The sequence below is a fragment of the Bradyrhizobium sp. RDI18 genome (assembly GCF_043203335.1).
GTDB lineage: Bacteria > Pseudomonadota > Alphaproteobacteria > Rhizobiales > Xanthobacteraceae > Bradyrhizobium > Bradyrhizobium retamae.
Genome location: NZ_JBICRN010000008.1, coordinates 4000795 through 4015523 on the forward strand (window position 1 = coordinate 4000795; position 14729 = coordinate 4015523).

Genomic DNA, 14729 nt, shown 5'->3' on the forward strand with positions numbered 1-14729 from the left:
TCGCACGGGATCTTTTGCAACTGTTTCCCTGTTAGGGTAGCTTAACACCGGCGGAGTTTTCACGCAGCCTCGACAAGCGGACGTTATTCATTAGGCGTTGGGCCGGAAACGGCGTAGCGTTGTTGCCGCGGTGAAGCGATTAGCGCGTCTGCGAGCTGCCAAAAACGGGCGACGCACCGAAGTCTCCGCTTCCATCAATGGCAGCCTACGCACAGATCTATTTGAAAAATTGATTCACGAATCGCATCGTGAAACTGCGCGGGGACGCCGTCTGCTGTTTGCGTCGTGCCCAGCACGCGACTTTTCAGAAAAAATAGGGAGCCAAAATGACAGAGCTTCGAATTGATGCAGGCAAAGTAGAACGAATAATCACGCAAATCTTGCGCGACGAAAAGGGCATATCTTCAGCCGATGCAGCCGCCGTGGCTGCAAGTATTTGTCGGCGGCTTACGACGGCGACGCCGACGAGCCCATCATTGGATCGCTATCGGATCATTTCGAGAGAGCCTCCAGATGGCGACGATTTCGCGATTGCAGTGGCCAAAAAGCTTACTGATGGGAAGAGTGAGCTTTGGAACGCGAGCGAACTTTGGGAGCTTGTTTACAATCAAGGTCGCCATCTTCGGGCGAATTAGTCACAGACCAAGTTCAATGCCTGCTACTGCTCGGGTCCAATTGCCCGAAGCATCACCCACCGGCCGCAACGCGTCGACTTGCTCGCGATGTAGCTCCAAGCGTTGGCCTGCATTGCTGCACTCCAGCACGGTAATGCCTTCGCGCAAGCGCACCACGACCCGAACATCAGGCTGCAAGCGCTTCCAGCAAGTGTGCAATAACTGCGGTGGCGGTCAGCCGCGGAGGCGTCGTTCCGTTCATCCTGAGGTTCACGGCGAAATTTTTCAGAACCTCCAGATAACAAAAACAAAACAGGGTGGTGTGTATCGGCAACCTGGGCATGCGTATGATTAAACGGAAATTTGGTGGGGTGCCAGGATGGGTGGCTGAACTGCCGATATGCCCCAAAGAAACGGCCCCAGCTTTGGGGGCTGGGGTCAACCGCTGGGGCCGTCCTTGTCTTACCCGGTTAGGGCTTCTCCGCATCCCGCCCTGGGCAATGCACGAAATTTGCGCTTATTTTCCCCCGCAGTCTGTACGGAACCCGACAGACTCCTAAGCGACCGCAGCCTACCCTAAGGACATTCGCAATGCGCCAAGGGGAGGGGGAGCGCATGCCTGACGCGCGACATCGGCCGATTTGCCCGAGTTGCCAACGTTCCATGACGCTTGAACTTCAACCTAGCGGCATGCCGCCACGTACATTCCAGTGTCTGGAATGCGAGCGGCCCGACCCTCTGGGGTCGTCGGTGATTGCCGGCATCATGAAGGCGCTGCAGCCACCCAAATAGCTCATTCGGCCTTAAAAACAAAAGAACGGCCCCAGCCGAGGGCGCGATGGGGCTAGGACCGTCCAGGTCGGTGAATGCCTCGGCGGGAGACACCCACCCGACTATCCAAAGAGCTCTACCGCGCCAAAGGTCCGGCCTTAGCTTGCCTCCAGTTCCAGCTCCACAAGCAATCTGAACAAATATTCAGAAAAACGCAGGAACGACATCCTCGTCCGTGACTTTGTCCGCTATCCGACATTGGTGTCGGTTTTTTCTGGGAGAGATGTTATGCGAAAGTCGCCTGTTGACATCGACTCCCAGCATAGTCTCGCGATCGTCAAAGTAATCGGTGAACGACTACGCGCGTCATTAAACGAAGATCGAGAGTTGCCGGCGAGATTCCGAGAGCAGATCGAACGGCTCCGGCAATCAGAAATCGAGGCGCTGGCAGCGAACCTTGCTAGAACGACTAGCGGAAATCCGGTGGTAGGAAAAAGATCGTCGCGTGGTGACAAATCCTAATTGTCAATCTGTCACGGCATCGGGTGGGTTTGCGAAAATCACCCTGAGCAGGCGTGGGATAAAGAAATCGGCTGCGACTGCGGGCCGGTATGCCCTGCAAATGCAATTCGGGTGAAGAGCCAGATGTCAGCGAAGTCATTGAAGAGAGTCCACCGACGCGTCACTAAATGATGCAGCCCCGATGCGAGGGACCGGGGCTGCACAACACTCTCTCCTCACCAAGTCTCATTGGAGAAGCTACCCGTTATCGGCGGTGCCTTGATCCACCAGAACGGGCCATATTTTCCAGGATACGCGAGGCCATATAACTGGTCGCGAATCTGTTGAACGGTCGAATGACTTACTACCTTCAGGCGTTGCGTGCTTCGATCCATCTCGGCGAAAACAACCCAAATCGGCGCTCGCCAAATCAACGGTTAAGCCACCAAAAACGACATCGCCACCAAGCCGAATAATGCTCAGTGGCGGTGCGCTAGAACTGGAAATTGCAATGCCCCAGTATCGGTAGGTCGTCACGGACCGTGGTTCGGTTCACTTGTTGATCCTTGATCCACGGCGCGGGACCCGCCCGGCTTGACTTCGACGGCGGCGCCGCGTCACCGTCCGGCCGCCTTCACCGAGACCAAGAATCCCTGAAATGACAACTGGTTTTACCGTTATCCGAGACGCCACCCCTGCCGCCGACATCCCCCGCGGGGCGGTGGTCGCGATGGGCAATTTCGACGGCGTCCATCTGGGCCATCGGGCCGTGATTGACGCGGCCTTGCGGATGGGCCGCGCCCACGGCAAGCCGGCCTTTGCCGTCACTTTCGAGCCGCATCCGCGCAGCTTTTTCAGCCCGAACAGCCCCCAGTTCCGGCTCTCCGACGAGACCAACAAGCTGCGGCTGCTGGCCGGAACGGGGCTTGACGGCGCGGTCGTGATGACCTTCGACAAGACCCGCGCCGGAACCTCGGCGCAAGATTTCATTCACCATGACCTGATCGGGCGGCTCGGCGTCAGCGGCATTGCCGTCGGCTACGATTTTCATTTCGGCAAGGGCCGGGCCGGCTCGCCGAGCCTGTTGGTCAGCGAAGGGCCGCGGCTCGGCATCGAGGTCGACGTCCAGGCCCATGTCGATATCGAGGAGCGGCCGGTGTCCTCCAGCGCGATCCGCATGGCGCTGGCGGAGGGCCAGATCGACGAAGCCACCGCCATGCTGGGCGGGCCGTGGTTCGTCAGCGGCGCGGTGATCCATGGCGAGAAGCGCGGCCGTGACCTCGGATACCCCACCGCCAATATCCGCCTCGACAAGAATTGCAGCCTGAAACACGGCATCTATGCGGTGCGGGTCGGCCGCGGCACCGAGCGCTTCGACGCCGTCGCAAGCTTCGGCCGCCGCCCGACCTTCGACAACGGCGCCCCGCTGTTGGAAGTGTTCCTGTTCGACTTCGAGGGCAACCTCTACGGCTCGGTGCTCGATATCGCCTTCATCGGCTTCATCCGGGACGAACTAAAATTCGACTCGATCGACGCGTTGATCCGGCAGATGGACGACGACAGCGCGCGCGCCCGCGCGCGGCTGGCTGCCGCCCCGGATGCTTTTCCCAAGCTTGGAGTGATCGGTTGAGCAAGACCGAAAAGCAGAAGATGTTGGCCGGCGAACTCTATCGCCCTGGCGATCCCGAGCTGCAGGCGGATGCCGCCGCCAACAAGGCCTGGCTCGCGCGCTACAATGCGGCGCTGGCTGCGCCTGTGTCCGAGCGGCATGCGCTGCTATCGGCCCATTTCGGCCATGTCGGCACCGGCGCTGTGATCCGTCCGCCGTTCTTTTGCGACTATGGCTACAATATCCGGCTCGGCGATGAGGTGTTTCTCAACTTCAATTGCGTCATCCTCGACGTGGTCAAGGTGACGATTGGCGACCGCACCCAGATCGGACCGGCGACGCAAATCTACGCCGCCGACCACCCGCGCGACGCCGAAACGCGGCGAACCGGCCTCGAATTCGGCCGTCCGGTGCGAATCGGCAGCGATGTCTGGATCGGCGGCGGCGCCATCATCCTCCCCGGCGTCACAATCGGCGACGGCGCCGTGATCGGCGCCGGCAGCGTGGTCACGCGGGATGTCGGCCCGGGCGTCATCGTCGCGGGAAACCCGGCCAGGCCGCGTCTGAAATGAGCGGCTTGACCGCTAGCTTTTCAGGGAAGCAATCGAGGATCGAACGGCGCTCTGATGATTTCTGCCACTGCAATCTTCGCGGCGTCCGGATGCTCAGGATTCAGAAGGTAGTTGCTGCCTTTTGGGCTAATTGCCGACGGCACCGAAGTAAGGCGCTCGTTGCGCGATCAAGCCATCGATCTCCGATTTCTCTGCTCGTCAACGTCCGCGCGCGCCAGTCCGGCGGCAACTCGGTATCGATCATTCCAATGGCAATGTCGTCGGGAGCAACGATACGCAGCAATTGGTAGCTAGCCGGAATCAGATCGCGGTCCATATGAACCAGCATCTCGAGCAAGGCGCTCGACGAATGATCGGCGAGATAGATGATGCGGCGGCCCTGTGAGTGCCATCGCCCCGCAGCCCGCAAGCCCCCGATCCCGGAAAGATCGGCGTAGTTCGAAATGCGCCAAAGCTCCATTTTGCGAGCTCAGGCAAAAATTCCGTGATCGATCCGTTCGAGCATCTCCCGGACGACTGCCGCGCCCAGTTCATCCTTCAAGAGATCAAGCGGCTTTTGGCCGGAAAGCGAGGCATTCGACCGCGTTAACCAAGCCTCGGCCTTTTCCCCGTCACCGAAAACGCGTTCGGCGAGTGCTCTGATATCAAGAAGCCGAACCAACACCTCGGGTTCAGGACTGCCTACGAGCGAAACAATCTCACTCGAAAACCCCGGCAATTCCTGCACGGCCTGCAAAAGAATCCCGTTGTTCAGGTCTCCATGCCTCCGAAGCTCCTTCAGCTCTTCCAAAACCTCGGCAGCCGATGCGCTCATGAAATTCTCTCCATCCATCAATAAATTAGCGTCTCCAGAGGAAACCGCAACTGCACCTGGGCCCAATATCTCGGCCTTTGCGATTTCCGCGGCCCCCTGCTATGGAAAGCCCCATGTTTGCGCGGCGCACCATCAGCATTAGCGGCCCGGCTTCCGCCTGAGCTTTGGCTCGGCGCAAGACCGGGATTTCCTGTTCACCCCGCGATATCCGCTTTTCAGCGCCGTCTTCGAGCCAACCAGAGCATTCATGTCCCAACAGCCGCAAAAGTCCGACGTCACAGATTATTCGAAAACCCTGTTCCTGCCGCAGACGGAATTCCCGATGCGCGCCGGCCTGCCGCAGCGCGAGCCGGAGATCCTCAAGTACTGGAACGAGATCGACCTCTACGGAAAGCTGCGCGAGAGCGCGCAGGGCCGTGCCAAATTCGTGCTGCACGACGGGCCGCCCTACGCCAACGGCAACATCCATATCGGCCACGCGCTGAACAAGATCCTCAAGGACGTCGTGACCAAGAGCCAGCAGATGCTCGGCTTCGATTCCAACTACGTGCCGGGCTGGGATTGTCACGGCCTGCCGATCGAATGGAAGATCGAGGAAGAGAACTACCGCTCCAAGGGCAAGCCGAAGCCGGACTTCCGCGACTCCACCGCGATGGTGGCGTTCCGCAAGGAGTGCCGCGCCTATGCGACGCACTGGCTCAACGTACAGCGTGAGGAGTTCAAGCGGCTCGGCATCATCGGCGATTGGGACCACCCCTACGCCACCATGAGCTATCCGGCCGAAGCCCAGATCGCGCGCGAATTGATGAAGTTCGCCGCCAACGGCACGCTCTATCGCGGCTCCAAGCCCGTGATGTGGAGCGTGGTCGAGAAGACCGCGCTGGCCGAAGCCGAGGTCGAGTACGAGGACTACACCTCCGACATGGTCTGGGTGAAGTTTCCGGTCACCTCGCCGGCGCATGGCGCGCTGGCCGAGGCTTCCGTGGTGATCTGGACCACGACGCCGTGGACGCTGCCCGGCAACCGCGCCATCTCGTTCTCGCCGAAGATCGCCTACGGCCTCTACAAGGTCACCGATGCGCCTGCCGACAATTGGGCGAAGACCGGCGATCTCCTGATCCTCGCCGATGCGCTCGCAGCAGAAGTGTTCAAGCAGGCGCGCGTCACCGCCTATGAGAAGGTGCGCGACCTGCCCGGCGACACGCTCGACGCCGTGGAATGTGCCCATCCGTTGAAGGGATTTAGCGGTGGCTACGAGTTCATGGTGCCGCTGTTGCCCGGCGACCATGTCACCGACGACACCGGTACCGGCTTCGTCCATACCGCACCGGGCCATGGCCGCGAGGACTTCGACGTCTGGACGGCAAATGCGCGTGAACTCGATCAACGCGGCATCAACACCGCCATCCCCTACACCGTCGACGAGAACGGTGCTTTCACCGATCACGCTCCTGGCCTCACCGGCAGGCGCGTCATCAACGACAAGGGCGAGAAGGGCGACGCCAACGATGCCGTCATCAAGGCGCTGGTCGAGGCCGGCAAGCTCCTGGCGCGCGGGCGGCTCAAGCATCAGTATCCGCATTCCTGGCGCTCGAAGAAGCCGGTGATCTTCCGCAACACGCCGCAATGGTTCATCGCGATGGATAAAACAATCACTCCAAACAAGCTGGTTTGGGGCGATGGTGTGAATACCCCAATGACGTTCGCCGGCGATGACACTTTGCGGAACCGAGCTCTGCAAGCGATCTCGGTGACGCAATGGGTACCGCCCGCCGGCCAGAACCGCATCAACGGCATGATCGAGAGCCGCCCGGACTGGGTGATCTCGCGCCAGCGCGCCTGGGGCGTGCCGATCGCCGTGTTCGTGCGCGAGAAGGGCGACGGCTCCGCCGAAATCCTGCAGGACGACATCGTCAACCAGCGCATCGTCGAAGCCTTCATGGAGGAAGGCGCCGACGCCTGGTACATGGACGGCGCACGTGAACGTTTCCTGGGCGAACGCGCCGGCGAAGACTGGAAAAAGATCGACGACATCCTGGACGTCTGGTTCGACTCCGGCTCGACGCACGCCTTCGTGCTGGAGGACCGCCAGAATTTTCCAAGCCTCGGCAACATCGTCCGCAAGGTCGATGGCGGCGAGGATACCGTGATGTACCTGGAAGGCAGCGACCAGCATCGCGGCTGGTTTCATTCCTCGCTGCTGGAAAGCGCGGGCACCCGCGGCCGCGCGCCCTATGACGTCGTGCTCACCCACGGCTTCACGCTGGACGAGAACGGCCGCAAGATGTCGAAATCGCTCGGCAACACCGTCGAGCCGCAGAAGGTGATGAAGGATTCCGGCGCGGATATCCTGCGGCTGTGGGTCTCCGCCACCGACTATGCCGACGACCAGCGCATCGGACCGGAGATCCTCAAGAACACCATCGAGACCTACCGCAAACTGCGCAACTCGATCCGCTGGATGCTCGGCACGCTGCATCATTTCAACCCGGCCGACGCGGTCGCCCATGGCGATATGCCCGAGTTGGAACGCTTGATGCTGCACGAACTGGCGAAACGTGCGACAATCGTGCGCCAGGCCTATGCCGAGTTCGACTACAAGACTGTGGTCGCGACGCTGGCGGCGTTCATGAACAGCGAATTGTCGGCGTTCTATTTCGATATCCGCAAGGACACGCTCTATTGCGATCCGCCGTCCTCGGTGGCGCGCAAGGCGGCGCTGACCGCGATCGACATCATCTGCGATGCCATCCTGCGCTGGCTGGCGCCGGTGCTCAGCTTCACGACCGAAGAGGCGTGGCGGATGTACAAGCCGGACGCGGAAGCTTCGGTGCACCTGACGCTGTTCCCGGAAGGTTTTGACCAGTTCCGCGACGAGAAGCTCGCCGCGAAGTGGGAAACCATTCGCGACGTGCGCCGTGTCGTCACCGGCGCGCTCGAAGTCGAACGCGCGGCCAAGAACATCGGCTCGTCGCTCGAAGCCTCGCCGCTCGTCTATGTGTCGGACAAGAATATCTTCAACACGCTTTTCGACGTCGATCTGGCCGAAGTCTGCATCACTTCGAACGCCATGGTGACCAATGACGATGCGCCGGCCAGCGCATTCAGCCTCGCCGACGTGCCCGGCGTCGCCGTCGTGGTCGAAAGGGCCGTCGGCACCAAATGCGCGCGGTCGTGGAAGATCCTGCCCACGGTTGGCGATGACGCCGAGTATCCCGACGTCTCTCCACGCGACGCGCAAGCCTTGCGCGAATGGAAGGCGCTTGCCGAAGGCCATAAGCCGGCCAATGCAGCCGTAGCGGCTGCCGAGCCTGTCGCCCCTGTCGCGTTGGTCGAACAGCAACCTGTAGAACAACCGCAACAAGCGGAGGAAGCGCCGGAGCAGGCCGGTTCAGGAAAGGTGACGGCGGACACGACTGCCAAGAAGGTCAGAGCCAGGAAGAGTTTGGAAACCGCGGAGGCCGAGCGCGCCAAGAGCGAGGCGAAAGCCAAGAGCGCCCCCGAACCCAAGGCCGAAGTCAAGAAATCAGAACCCAAGAAGGCTGCAGCCAGGAAGGCCTCAACGAAGAAAGCCAAGGCCAACAAAACCAAGACCAACAAAACCTCGGCCAAGAAAGCCAAAGCCAAGAAAGCGAAGGTCAGGAAAGCCGCCAAATCCAAAAAAGCTGCTTCGGCAACGAAGGCGGCCAAGAAGGGGGCTAAGAAGAAAGCGGTGAAGAAGGCGGACAAAAAGACTGCCAAGAAGGCGGGAAGAAAGTCGTCTGCGACCGCGTCGAAAAAGAAGAAAAAGAAGAAGGCGAGATAAGTGTCCGGCAAGGAGCGCTTCGTGACCCCTCACCTTCGCGCCGGCATGGTTGCCGCGGTCGTGACGCTGGTGATCGACCAGGCCTCGAAGCTTTGGCTGCTCTACGTGTTCGACCTCGCCCATCGCGGCGCGGTCAGGGTCACGCCGTTCTTCGATCTGGTGCTGGCCTGGAACGTCGGCATCAGCTTTGGCTGGTTCCAGAGCGATAATCAGTTCGCCCAGCTCGCGCTGATGGCGATCAAGGCGATTGCGGTGATCGTGCTGGGGATCTGGATGGCACGCTCCAGCACGCGTCTCGCGACGCTGGCGCTCGGCCTGATCATCGGCGGCGCGGCCGGCAACGGCATCGACCGATTCGTCCACGGCGCGGTGGTCGATTTCGCCCTGTTCCACATCGAGATCGGGGGAAAAACCTTCAATTGGTATGTGTTTAACCTTGCGGATGTGGCCATTGTTGCCGGGGTGGCAGCCCTATTGTATGACTCGTTCCTGGGGGTACCCGCCGCAAAAGCGCCCTGATCCCGGCCGATACGACCCGTGCGGTCTGGAGCCGTTAGGCCCCTTAAGCTCGGCCCCCCGCGTGTTGCAGAAATTGTGAATGGGAACAGCGCGATGCGCGAGACCGAAGCCCGCTTCTGGATGATGCAGACCAGCTCGCTGACCCGGGCGCTGCGGTTCGCCGCCATCGCCCTCGGCATAGGTCTCGTGATGGCCGCTGGCCCCGTGCGCGCGGCTGACGACGAGGACGAAGACGACAAGACCTTCGAGGAAAAGATCATCGAAGGCATCATGCGCGGCCTCGGCGGCACCAACATGGAAAATCGCGGCATCGACTACCGCGAGCGCTCCCCGCTGGTCGTTCCACCCAAGCTCGATTTGCCGCCGCCGGCCGCGGCCGCAGCCGACGCGAAGGCGCCGAACTGGCCAAAGGACCCCGACGAGCAGCGCCGCAAGGCGGCCATCGCCGCGCGCAAGAAAGAGAACAAGGACCCGCGTGAGGCGTCCCGCATCCTGACGCCGGCCGAACTCGCGGTGGGCAAGACCGCGGCACCCTCCCGCAAGGACAACGATCCGGTGCAGCCCGGCACCACGAACTACAATCCGATCCTGAGCCCGTCGCAGCTCGGCTATAACGGCGGCTTCAGCGGCCTGTTCGGTGGCAGCAAGACCGAGACGGCTCCCTTCAAGGGTGAGCCGACGCGGGAATCGCTGACCCAGCCTCCGCCCGGCTACCAGACGCCGTCATCAAATTTTGCTTACGGCACGGGACCAAAGGAATCGCTGAACAAGGAATATAATCCGGCCCAGGGCAAGTATGGCGAATAGTTAAGCCTATCTCTCGCCTTCGTGACGATGGACGATACGGGCGCGGTGTACGATGCCGCGGCATTGATCCCGAACGGTTTTGTCGGGTTACTTCTAACATTTGCGCGGATTCGTTTCGCAGGGCCGGTAACCAGCTTTGCGGAATTTTAGCGCCAGATAGGTCATGATGTCCTCACACCGTCTTGCCGTTTCTCTCGCTATAGCCCTCATCTCGACGTTTGCTTTCTCCGCCGGCAGCGCACTCGCCCAGACCACGGTCACGTCGGAACGTCCGGCCAGCTTCACCCTCGACAACGGCCTGCAAGTCGTCGTGATCCCGGATCACCGCACGCCCGTCGTCACGCAGATGATCTGGTACAAGGTCGGCTCCGCCGACGAGACGCCCGGCAAATCCGGACTGGCGCACTTCCTCGAACATCTGATGTTCAAGGGGACCGCGAAACATCCCGCCGGTGAATTTTCGCAGACCGTGCTGCGGATCGGCGGCAACGAGAACGCCTTCACCTCGCTCGATTACACCGGCTATTTCCAGCGCGTGCCGCGCGAGCAGTTGGCGAAAATGATGGAATTCGAGGCCGACCGCATGACCGGCCTCATCCTCAAGGATGAGAACGTGCTTCCCGAGCGCGATGTCGTGCTCGAGGAATTCAACATGCGGGTCGCCAACAATCCGGACGCCCGGCTCACCGAGCAGATCATGGCGGCGCTGTATCTCAACCATCCCTATGGCCGCCCTGTGATCGGCTGGCGCCAGGAAATCGAGAAGCTCGACCGCGAGGATGCGCTGGCGTTCTACAAGCGCTTCTACGCGCCGAACAACGCGATCCTGGTGATCGCGGGCGACGTCGATGCCAAGGAAGTCCAGGCGATGGTCGAGAAGGCCTATGGCGGCATCCCGGCGCAGCCGGCCATTTCCGCGCAACGAATCCGCCCGCAGGAGCCGGTGCCGGCGGCACCGCGCACGGTGACGCTGTCCGATCCGCGCGTCGAACAGACCAGCCTGCGGCGCTATTATCTCGTCCCCTCTTCCACGACGGCAGCGGCCGGCGAAGGACCGGCGCTCGACGTGCTCGCGCAACTGATGGGCGGCGGCTCCAACTCCTATCTCTATCGCGCACTGGTAATCGACCGTCAGCTCGCGATCAGCGCCGGTGCCGGTTACCAGGGCACCGCGCTGGATCCCTCGCAGTTCTCGATCTCGGTTTCGCCAAAGCCCGGCGTGGAATTTTCGCAAATCGAGCAGGTGATCGACGGCGTGATCGCGGAGGTCATCCAGAACCCGGCCCGCGCCGAGGATCTCGAGCGGGTCAAGACCCAGTTGATTGCGGAAGCGATCTACGCCCAGGACAACCAGGCGACGCTGGCGCGCTGGTATGGCGGCGCGCTGACCACGGGGCTTTCCATCGACGACATCAGGAGCTGGCCGGACCGGATTCGCGCCGTCACCGCCGAGCAGGTCCGCGACGCCGCGCAGAAATGGCTCGACAAGAAACGCTCGGTGACTGGCTATCTGATCAAGGATACCGCGCAAAAACGCGAGGAGAAGCGCTCGTGATCCGTTTTTCGATTCCCGCGCAGCGGCTGGCATCCGCCCTGATCGCCGGCGCCATCCTGCTGTTGCTGGCGGCGAGCCCGTCGCACGCCGCAGCCAAGATCCAGCGGCTGGTCTCGCCTGGCGGCATCGAGGCCTGGTTCGTGCAGGACGCCACCGTGCCGCTGATAGCGATGGAATACGCCTTCGCCGGCGGCGCCGCCCAGGACCCGGCCGGCAAGTCCGGCGTCGGCAACATGGTCGCCAGCCTGCTCGATGAAGGCTCCGGCGATCTCGATTCCAAAACCTTCCACGAGCGCCTCGAGCGCCGCGCCATCGAGCTGAGCTTCTCGTCGACCCGGGATTATTTCCGCGGCTCGCTGCGCATGCTCAAGGACAACAAGGACGAGGCTTTCGGCCTGCTCCATCTGGCGCTGACCTCGCCGCATTTCGACGCCGTCGACGTCGAACGCATTCGCGCGCAGGTGCTCTCCGGGCTGCGCCGCGACACCACCAACCCGAATTCGCTGGCGAGCCGTAAATTCCTGGAACTCGCCTTTGGTGATCATCCCTACAGCCGACAGGCCAACGGCACGCTCGACAGCGTGCCGAAGATCGATGTCGCCGACATGAAGGATTACGTCCGCCGCGTGATCGCGAAGGATAACTTGCGGATCGCCGTGGTCGGCGATGTCGATGCCGACACGCTCGGCAAGCTCCTGGACAAGACGTTCGGCGGACTGCCGGCCAAGGCCAGCCTCACGCCGATCGCCGAGGTCGAGGCCACCAAGCCGCCGCAGCGCGCGTTCGTGCCGCTCGACGTGCCGCAGACCGTGGTGACGTTCGGCGGCCCCGGCATTCGCCGCCAAGATCCGAATTTCATGGCCGCCTATGTCGTGAACCACATCCTCGGCGGCGGCGGGTTGTCATCGCGGCTCTACAGGGAGGTGCGCGAAAAGCGCGGCCTTGCCTATTCCGTTTATGAATCCCTGCTCTGGATGGATCGCTCGGCGCTGTTCATCGGCAATACCGGCACCCGTGCCGACCGCGCCGGTGAGACGGTGGACGCGATCGAGAAGGAAATCCGCCGCATCGCCGAGGAAGGCCCGACCCAGAAGGAGCTGGACGAGGCCAAGTCGTACCTCAAGGGCTCGCAGATGCTGGCGCTCGACACCTCTTCGAAGCTGGCGCAGGCCCTGCTGCAATACCAGCTCGACAAGCTGCCGATCGACTACATCGAGAAGCGCAATGCCCTCGTCGACGCGGTCACGCTGGACGACGCCAAGAAGGCGGCGCAGAAGCTGTGGGGCCAGGGCCTGCTCACCGTGATCGTCGGCCGCGCCCCGCAAGCCGCCGCGCAGCCCGCCGCGGCGCCGCCGAGAGCGAACTAGGCCTCCCCTTTCTCAGTCATGGCCGGGCTTGTCCCGGCCATCCACGTTTTCTATACGCTGATAAGTCGTGGATGCCCGGGACATCTGGCGCGAAGACGCGCTTCGCGCTATTGCCCGGGCATGACGACCTTTGGTGCCGCCATGCTGCGGGTTTCCCGCGATCTCACGATTGACGAAAACGACATCGAGATCGGCTTCGTCCGCGCCTCCGGCCCGGGTGGGCAGAACGTCAACAAGCTCGCGACCGCAGCGCAGCTCCGTTTCGACACACGCAAGATCGCGCTGCCGGAGGATGCGGCCGCACGGCTGGTGCGGCTCGCCGGCCAACGCATGACCAAGGAGGGCGTGATCGTGATCCACGCCCAGCGCTTCCGTACCCAGGAGCGCAACCGGGCCGACGCCATCGATCGCCTGCTCGAATTGATGCGCGAGGCCCTGATCCGCCCGACGCCGCGCCGGCCGACCAAGCCGACCTTCGGATCGAAGCAGCGGCGGCTGGAAGGCAAGAAACGGCGCAGCGACGTCAAGGCGAAGCGCACGGCGCGCTTTGACGATTGAACCGCCGATCACGACGTCTCAATCGCGGATCAGATATTCCCGGATCATCAATCGCGCGCGGTGGATGCGCGCCTTGACGCTTTCGCGTGTCAGCCCAAGAACACCAGCGATCTCGTCGATCGACAATTCCTCGATATCGCGCAGCAGGATCACCTCGCGATAGTGGTCGGGCAGCGACTGGATGGCGCGGGAAAGATCGATGCGAATGTCTTCCGGCGCAAGATGCGCCAGGCGCGCCTCCGCAGCGTCGGCCGCTGCCTCCGTGCCCCCCGCTGCCCGGCGCAGCAAGCGAAGGCAAGCGCGGCGCGCCACTGCAAACAGCCACGCCGAAAACGACGTCACCGCGCGCAACGTGCCGACCCGCCGATACAACAGCAACAGCGTTTCCTGAACCGCATCGTCGATATCGGCCGCGCGGCAATTGCGTGCGGCATAGCGGCGGATATCCGGCTGAGCTAGCGCGATCAGCGACACCAACGCCTCGGTGTCGCCGCCGCGGGCGGCCTCGATCAGCGAAGGATTGAAGCGCCCCGCTCGGACCAACACGCTCATGATGAGGGAAGCCTGCGGCCGACCATGGCGCACATCGGACAAAAGCCGAAAAATCCGGTCGCGATTGCGACCGCGCCGGTGGCCGCGATCAGGTAGCCGGCCGTCGTGCCGGGCATGCCGAGCAGCCCATAAGCGATCATCACAGCGCCCCCGATCGTCCGCATCGCCCGCTCCCAACCCGGCAAATTCTTGCGATAGAACATAACAGCTCCCTTTGATTGCGCGAAAGAACGTCAGCGCGTTCTCGTCAGATAGAGCCGCCGGGCCGAGCTTTCGGTTCGCGGTTCGCCGGTCGAGGCACAAAAAAACTCCGGCCGCCGCACGGCGGAGTTCCGTTGGAGAGCAACCCGTCGGAGGAGGCGGGTTTCCTCCAGGCATTTAGCGGCTGCTTGCTGGAGGGGTCGCCGCTCCGCCCGTGCCCTTGGGCGGCGCTGCGCTACCGCCCGCTCCGACGGTGCCTTTCGCACCCGGCTTGGCGCCTGCCCTCTGGCCCGCAGCGCCCGCCGGCGCGTCTTCGTCCATGCTGCCCGCCGCGCCGCCCTGCATCTGGGTCGTGCCCTTTGCTCCGCCGCGGATCTGGGTGTCGGATGAGGCGCCTTGCGCCAGCACCGGACCGGCAAGCAGAGCCGAGATTGCAACCGCGATCGCCGAGGTTTTCACTAGCTTCATCCATTTCTCCAAGGTT

General features: G+C 62.3%; 13 protein-coding genes and 1 pseudogene. 9 read left to right on the forward strand and 5 right to left on the reverse strand.

Features of this window, described 5'->3' with window-relative positions; translation table 11 throughout:
- Positions 1–326 precede the first annotated feature (326 nt).
- The 3 genes from ACFXS9_RS28390 to ACFXS9_RS28400 all read left to right on the forward strand — a co-directional run bounded on the left by ACFXS9_RS28390 (position 327) and on the right by ACFXS9_RS28400 (position 4067).
- On the forward strand, positions 327–635 hold the full coding sequence (locus ACFXS9_RS28390; RefSeq protein ID WP_392694506.1) for a hypothetical protein: 309 nt from the start codon (positions 327–329) through the stop codon (positions 633–635).
- A gap of 1909 nt (positions 636–2544) precedes the next feature.
- The gene (locus ACFXS9_RS28395) at positions 2545–3516 is read left to right on the forward strand and encodes a bifunctional riboflavin kinase/FAD synthetase (protein WP_392694508.1); all 972 of its coding nucleotides are present in this window, start codon (positions 2545–2547) and stop codon (positions 3514–3516) included.
- The gene (locus tag ACFXS9_RS28400) at positions 3513–4067 is read left to right on the forward strand and encodes a sugar O-acetyltransferase (RefSeq protein ID WP_392694511.1); all 555 of its coding nucleotides are present in this window, start codon (positions 3513–3515) and stop codon (positions 4065–4067) included. Before ACFXS9_RS28395 ends, ACFXS9_RS28400 begins: the two co-directional genes overlap by 4 nt.
- Positions 4068–4167: 100 nt before the next feature.
- On the opposite strand, the gene ACFXS9_RS28405 is transcribed toward ACFXS9_RS28400, so the two are convergent.
- Both ACFXS9_RS28405 and ACFXS9_RS28410 read right to left on the reverse strand, forming a co-directional pair.
- Positions 4168–4527, reverse strand: coding sequence for an RES family NAD+ phosphorylase (locus tag ACFXS9_RS28405; RefSeq protein ID WP_392694514.1), 360 nt, complete (start codon positions 4525–4527; stop codon positions 4168–4170).
- A 9-nt stretch (positions 4528–4536) separates the two neighbouring features.
- Positions 4537–4881, reverse strand: a complete 345-nt coding sequence (locus ACFXS9_RS28410; RefSeq protein ID WP_392694516.1) for an antitoxin Xre/MbcA/ParS toxin-binding domain-containing protein — start codon at positions 4879–4881, stop codon at positions 4537–4539.
- Positions 4882–5128: 247 nt separating this feature from the next.
- On the opposite strand from ACFXS9_RS28410, the pseudogene ileS reads away from it, so the two are divergent.
- From ileS to arfB, 6 genes and pseudogenes are all read left to right on the forward strand, one after another.
- Positions 5129–8146, forward strand: a pseudogene (ileS, locus tag ACFXS9_RS28415) (isoleucine--tRNA ligase); the annotation flags it as partial.
- Positions 8147–8707: 561 nt separating this feature from the next.
- Positions 8708–9205: a signal peptidase II gene (gene lspA / locus ACFXS9_RS28420; protein ID WP_392700058.1), complete on the forward strand. Its 498-nt coding sequence runs from the start codon at positions 8708–8710 to the stop codon at positions 9203–9205.
- Positions 9206–9298: 93 nt separating this feature from the next.
- On the forward strand, positions 9299–10012 hold the full coding sequence (locus tag ACFXS9_RS28425) for a hypothetical protein (RefSeq protein ID WP_392694519.1): 714 nt from the start codon (positions 9299–9301) through the stop codon (positions 10010–10012).
- A 163-nt stretch (positions 10013–10175) separates the two neighbouring features.
- The gene (locus ACFXS9_RS28430) at positions 10176–11567 is read left to right on the forward strand and encodes a M16 family metallopeptidase (protein WP_392694522.1); all 1392 of its coding nucleotides are present in this window, start codon (positions 10176–10178) and stop codon (positions 11565–11567) included.
- A complete protein-coding gene (locus ACFXS9_RS28435; protein ID WP_392694525.1) occupies positions 11489–12934 on the forward strand; it encodes a M16 family metallopeptidase in 1446 nt (481 codons plus the stop codon). The genes ACFXS9_RS28430 and ACFXS9_RS28435 overlap by 79 nt, the downstream gene beginning before the upstream one ends.
- 141 nt (positions 12935–13075) lie before the next feature.
- Positions 13076–13492, forward strand: a complete 417-nt coding sequence (gene arfB / locus ACFXS9_RS28440) for an alternative ribosome rescue aminoacyl-tRNA hydrolase ArfB (RefSeq protein WP_392700060.1) — start codon at positions 13076–13078, stop codon at positions 13490–13492.
- A gap of 18 nt (positions 13493–13510) precedes the next feature.
- Here the strand turns inward: arfB and ACFXS9_RS28445 are convergent, their stop codons facing one another.
- From ACFXS9_RS28445 to ACFXS9_RS28455, 3 genes are all read right to left on the reverse strand, one after another.
- A complete protein-coding gene (locus tag ACFXS9_RS28445) occupies positions 13511–14044 on the reverse strand; it encodes an RNA polymerase sigma factor (protein WP_392694527.1) in 534 nt (177 codons plus the stop codon).
- The gene (locus ACFXS9_RS28450) at positions 14041–14247 is read right to left on the reverse strand and encodes a DUF2892 domain-containing protein (protein WP_392694530.1); all 207 of its coding nucleotides are present in this window, start codon (positions 14245–14247) and stop codon (positions 14041–14043) included. Before ACFXS9_RS28450 ends, ACFXS9_RS28445 begins: the two co-directional genes overlap by 4 nt.
- Positions 14248–14422: 175 nt before the next feature.
- Positions 14423–14713 (reverse strand): hypothetical protein, encoded by a 291-nt coding sequence (locus ACFXS9_RS28455; protein ID WP_392694532.1) that lies wholly within the window; start codon positions 14711–14713, stop codon positions 14423–14425.
- Positions 14714–14729: the final 16 nt, after the last annotated feature.

Bases quoted from the DNA above. Each gene is read 5' to 3' on its own strand.
- ACFXS9_RS28390 (WP_392694506.1), top strand. From the start codon at position 327: ATGACAGAGCTTCGAATTGATGCAGGCAAAGTAGAACGAATAATCACG.
- ACFXS9_RS28395 (WP_392694508.1), top strand. From the start codon at position 2,545: ATGACAACTGGTTTTACCGTTATCCGAGACGCCACCCCTGCCGCCGAC.
- ACFXS9_RS28405 (WP_392694514.1), bottom strand. From the start codon at position 4,527: ATGGAGCTTTGGCGCATTTCGAACTACGCCGATCTTTCCGGGATCGGG.
- ACFXS9_RS28410 (WP_392694516.1), bottom strand. From the start codon at position 4,881: ATGAGCGCATCGGCTGCCGAGGTTTTGGAAGAGCTGAAGGAGCTTCGG.
- ACFXS9_RS28425 (WP_392694519.1), top strand. From the start codon at position 9,299: ATGCGCGAGACCGAAGCCCGCTTCTGGATGATGCAGACCAGCTCGCTG.
- ACFXS9_RS28430 (WP_392694522.1), top strand. From the start codon at position 10,176: ATGATGTCCTCACACCGTCTTGCCGTTTCTCTCGCTATAGCCCTCATC.
- ACFXS9_RS28435 (WP_392694525.1), top strand. From the start codon at position 11,489: ATGGCTCGACAAGAAACGCTCGGTGACTGGCTATCTGATCAAGGATAC.
- arfB (WP_392700060.1), top strand. From the start codon at position 13,076: ATGCTGCGGGTTTCCCGCGATCTCACGATTGACGAAAACGACATCGAG.
- ACFXS9_RS28445 (WP_392694527.1), bottom strand. From the start codon at position 14,044: ATGAGCGTGTTGGTCCGAGCGGGGCGCTTCAATCCTTCGCTGATCGAG.
- ACFXS9_RS28450 (WP_392694530.1), bottom strand. From the start codon at position 14,247: ATGTTCTATCGCAAGAATTTGCCGGGTTGGGAGCGGGCGATGCGGACG.
- ACFXS9_RS28455 (WP_392694532.1), bottom strand. From the start codon at position 14,713: ATGAAGCTAGTGAAAACCTCGGCGATCGCGGTTGCAATCTCGGCTCTG.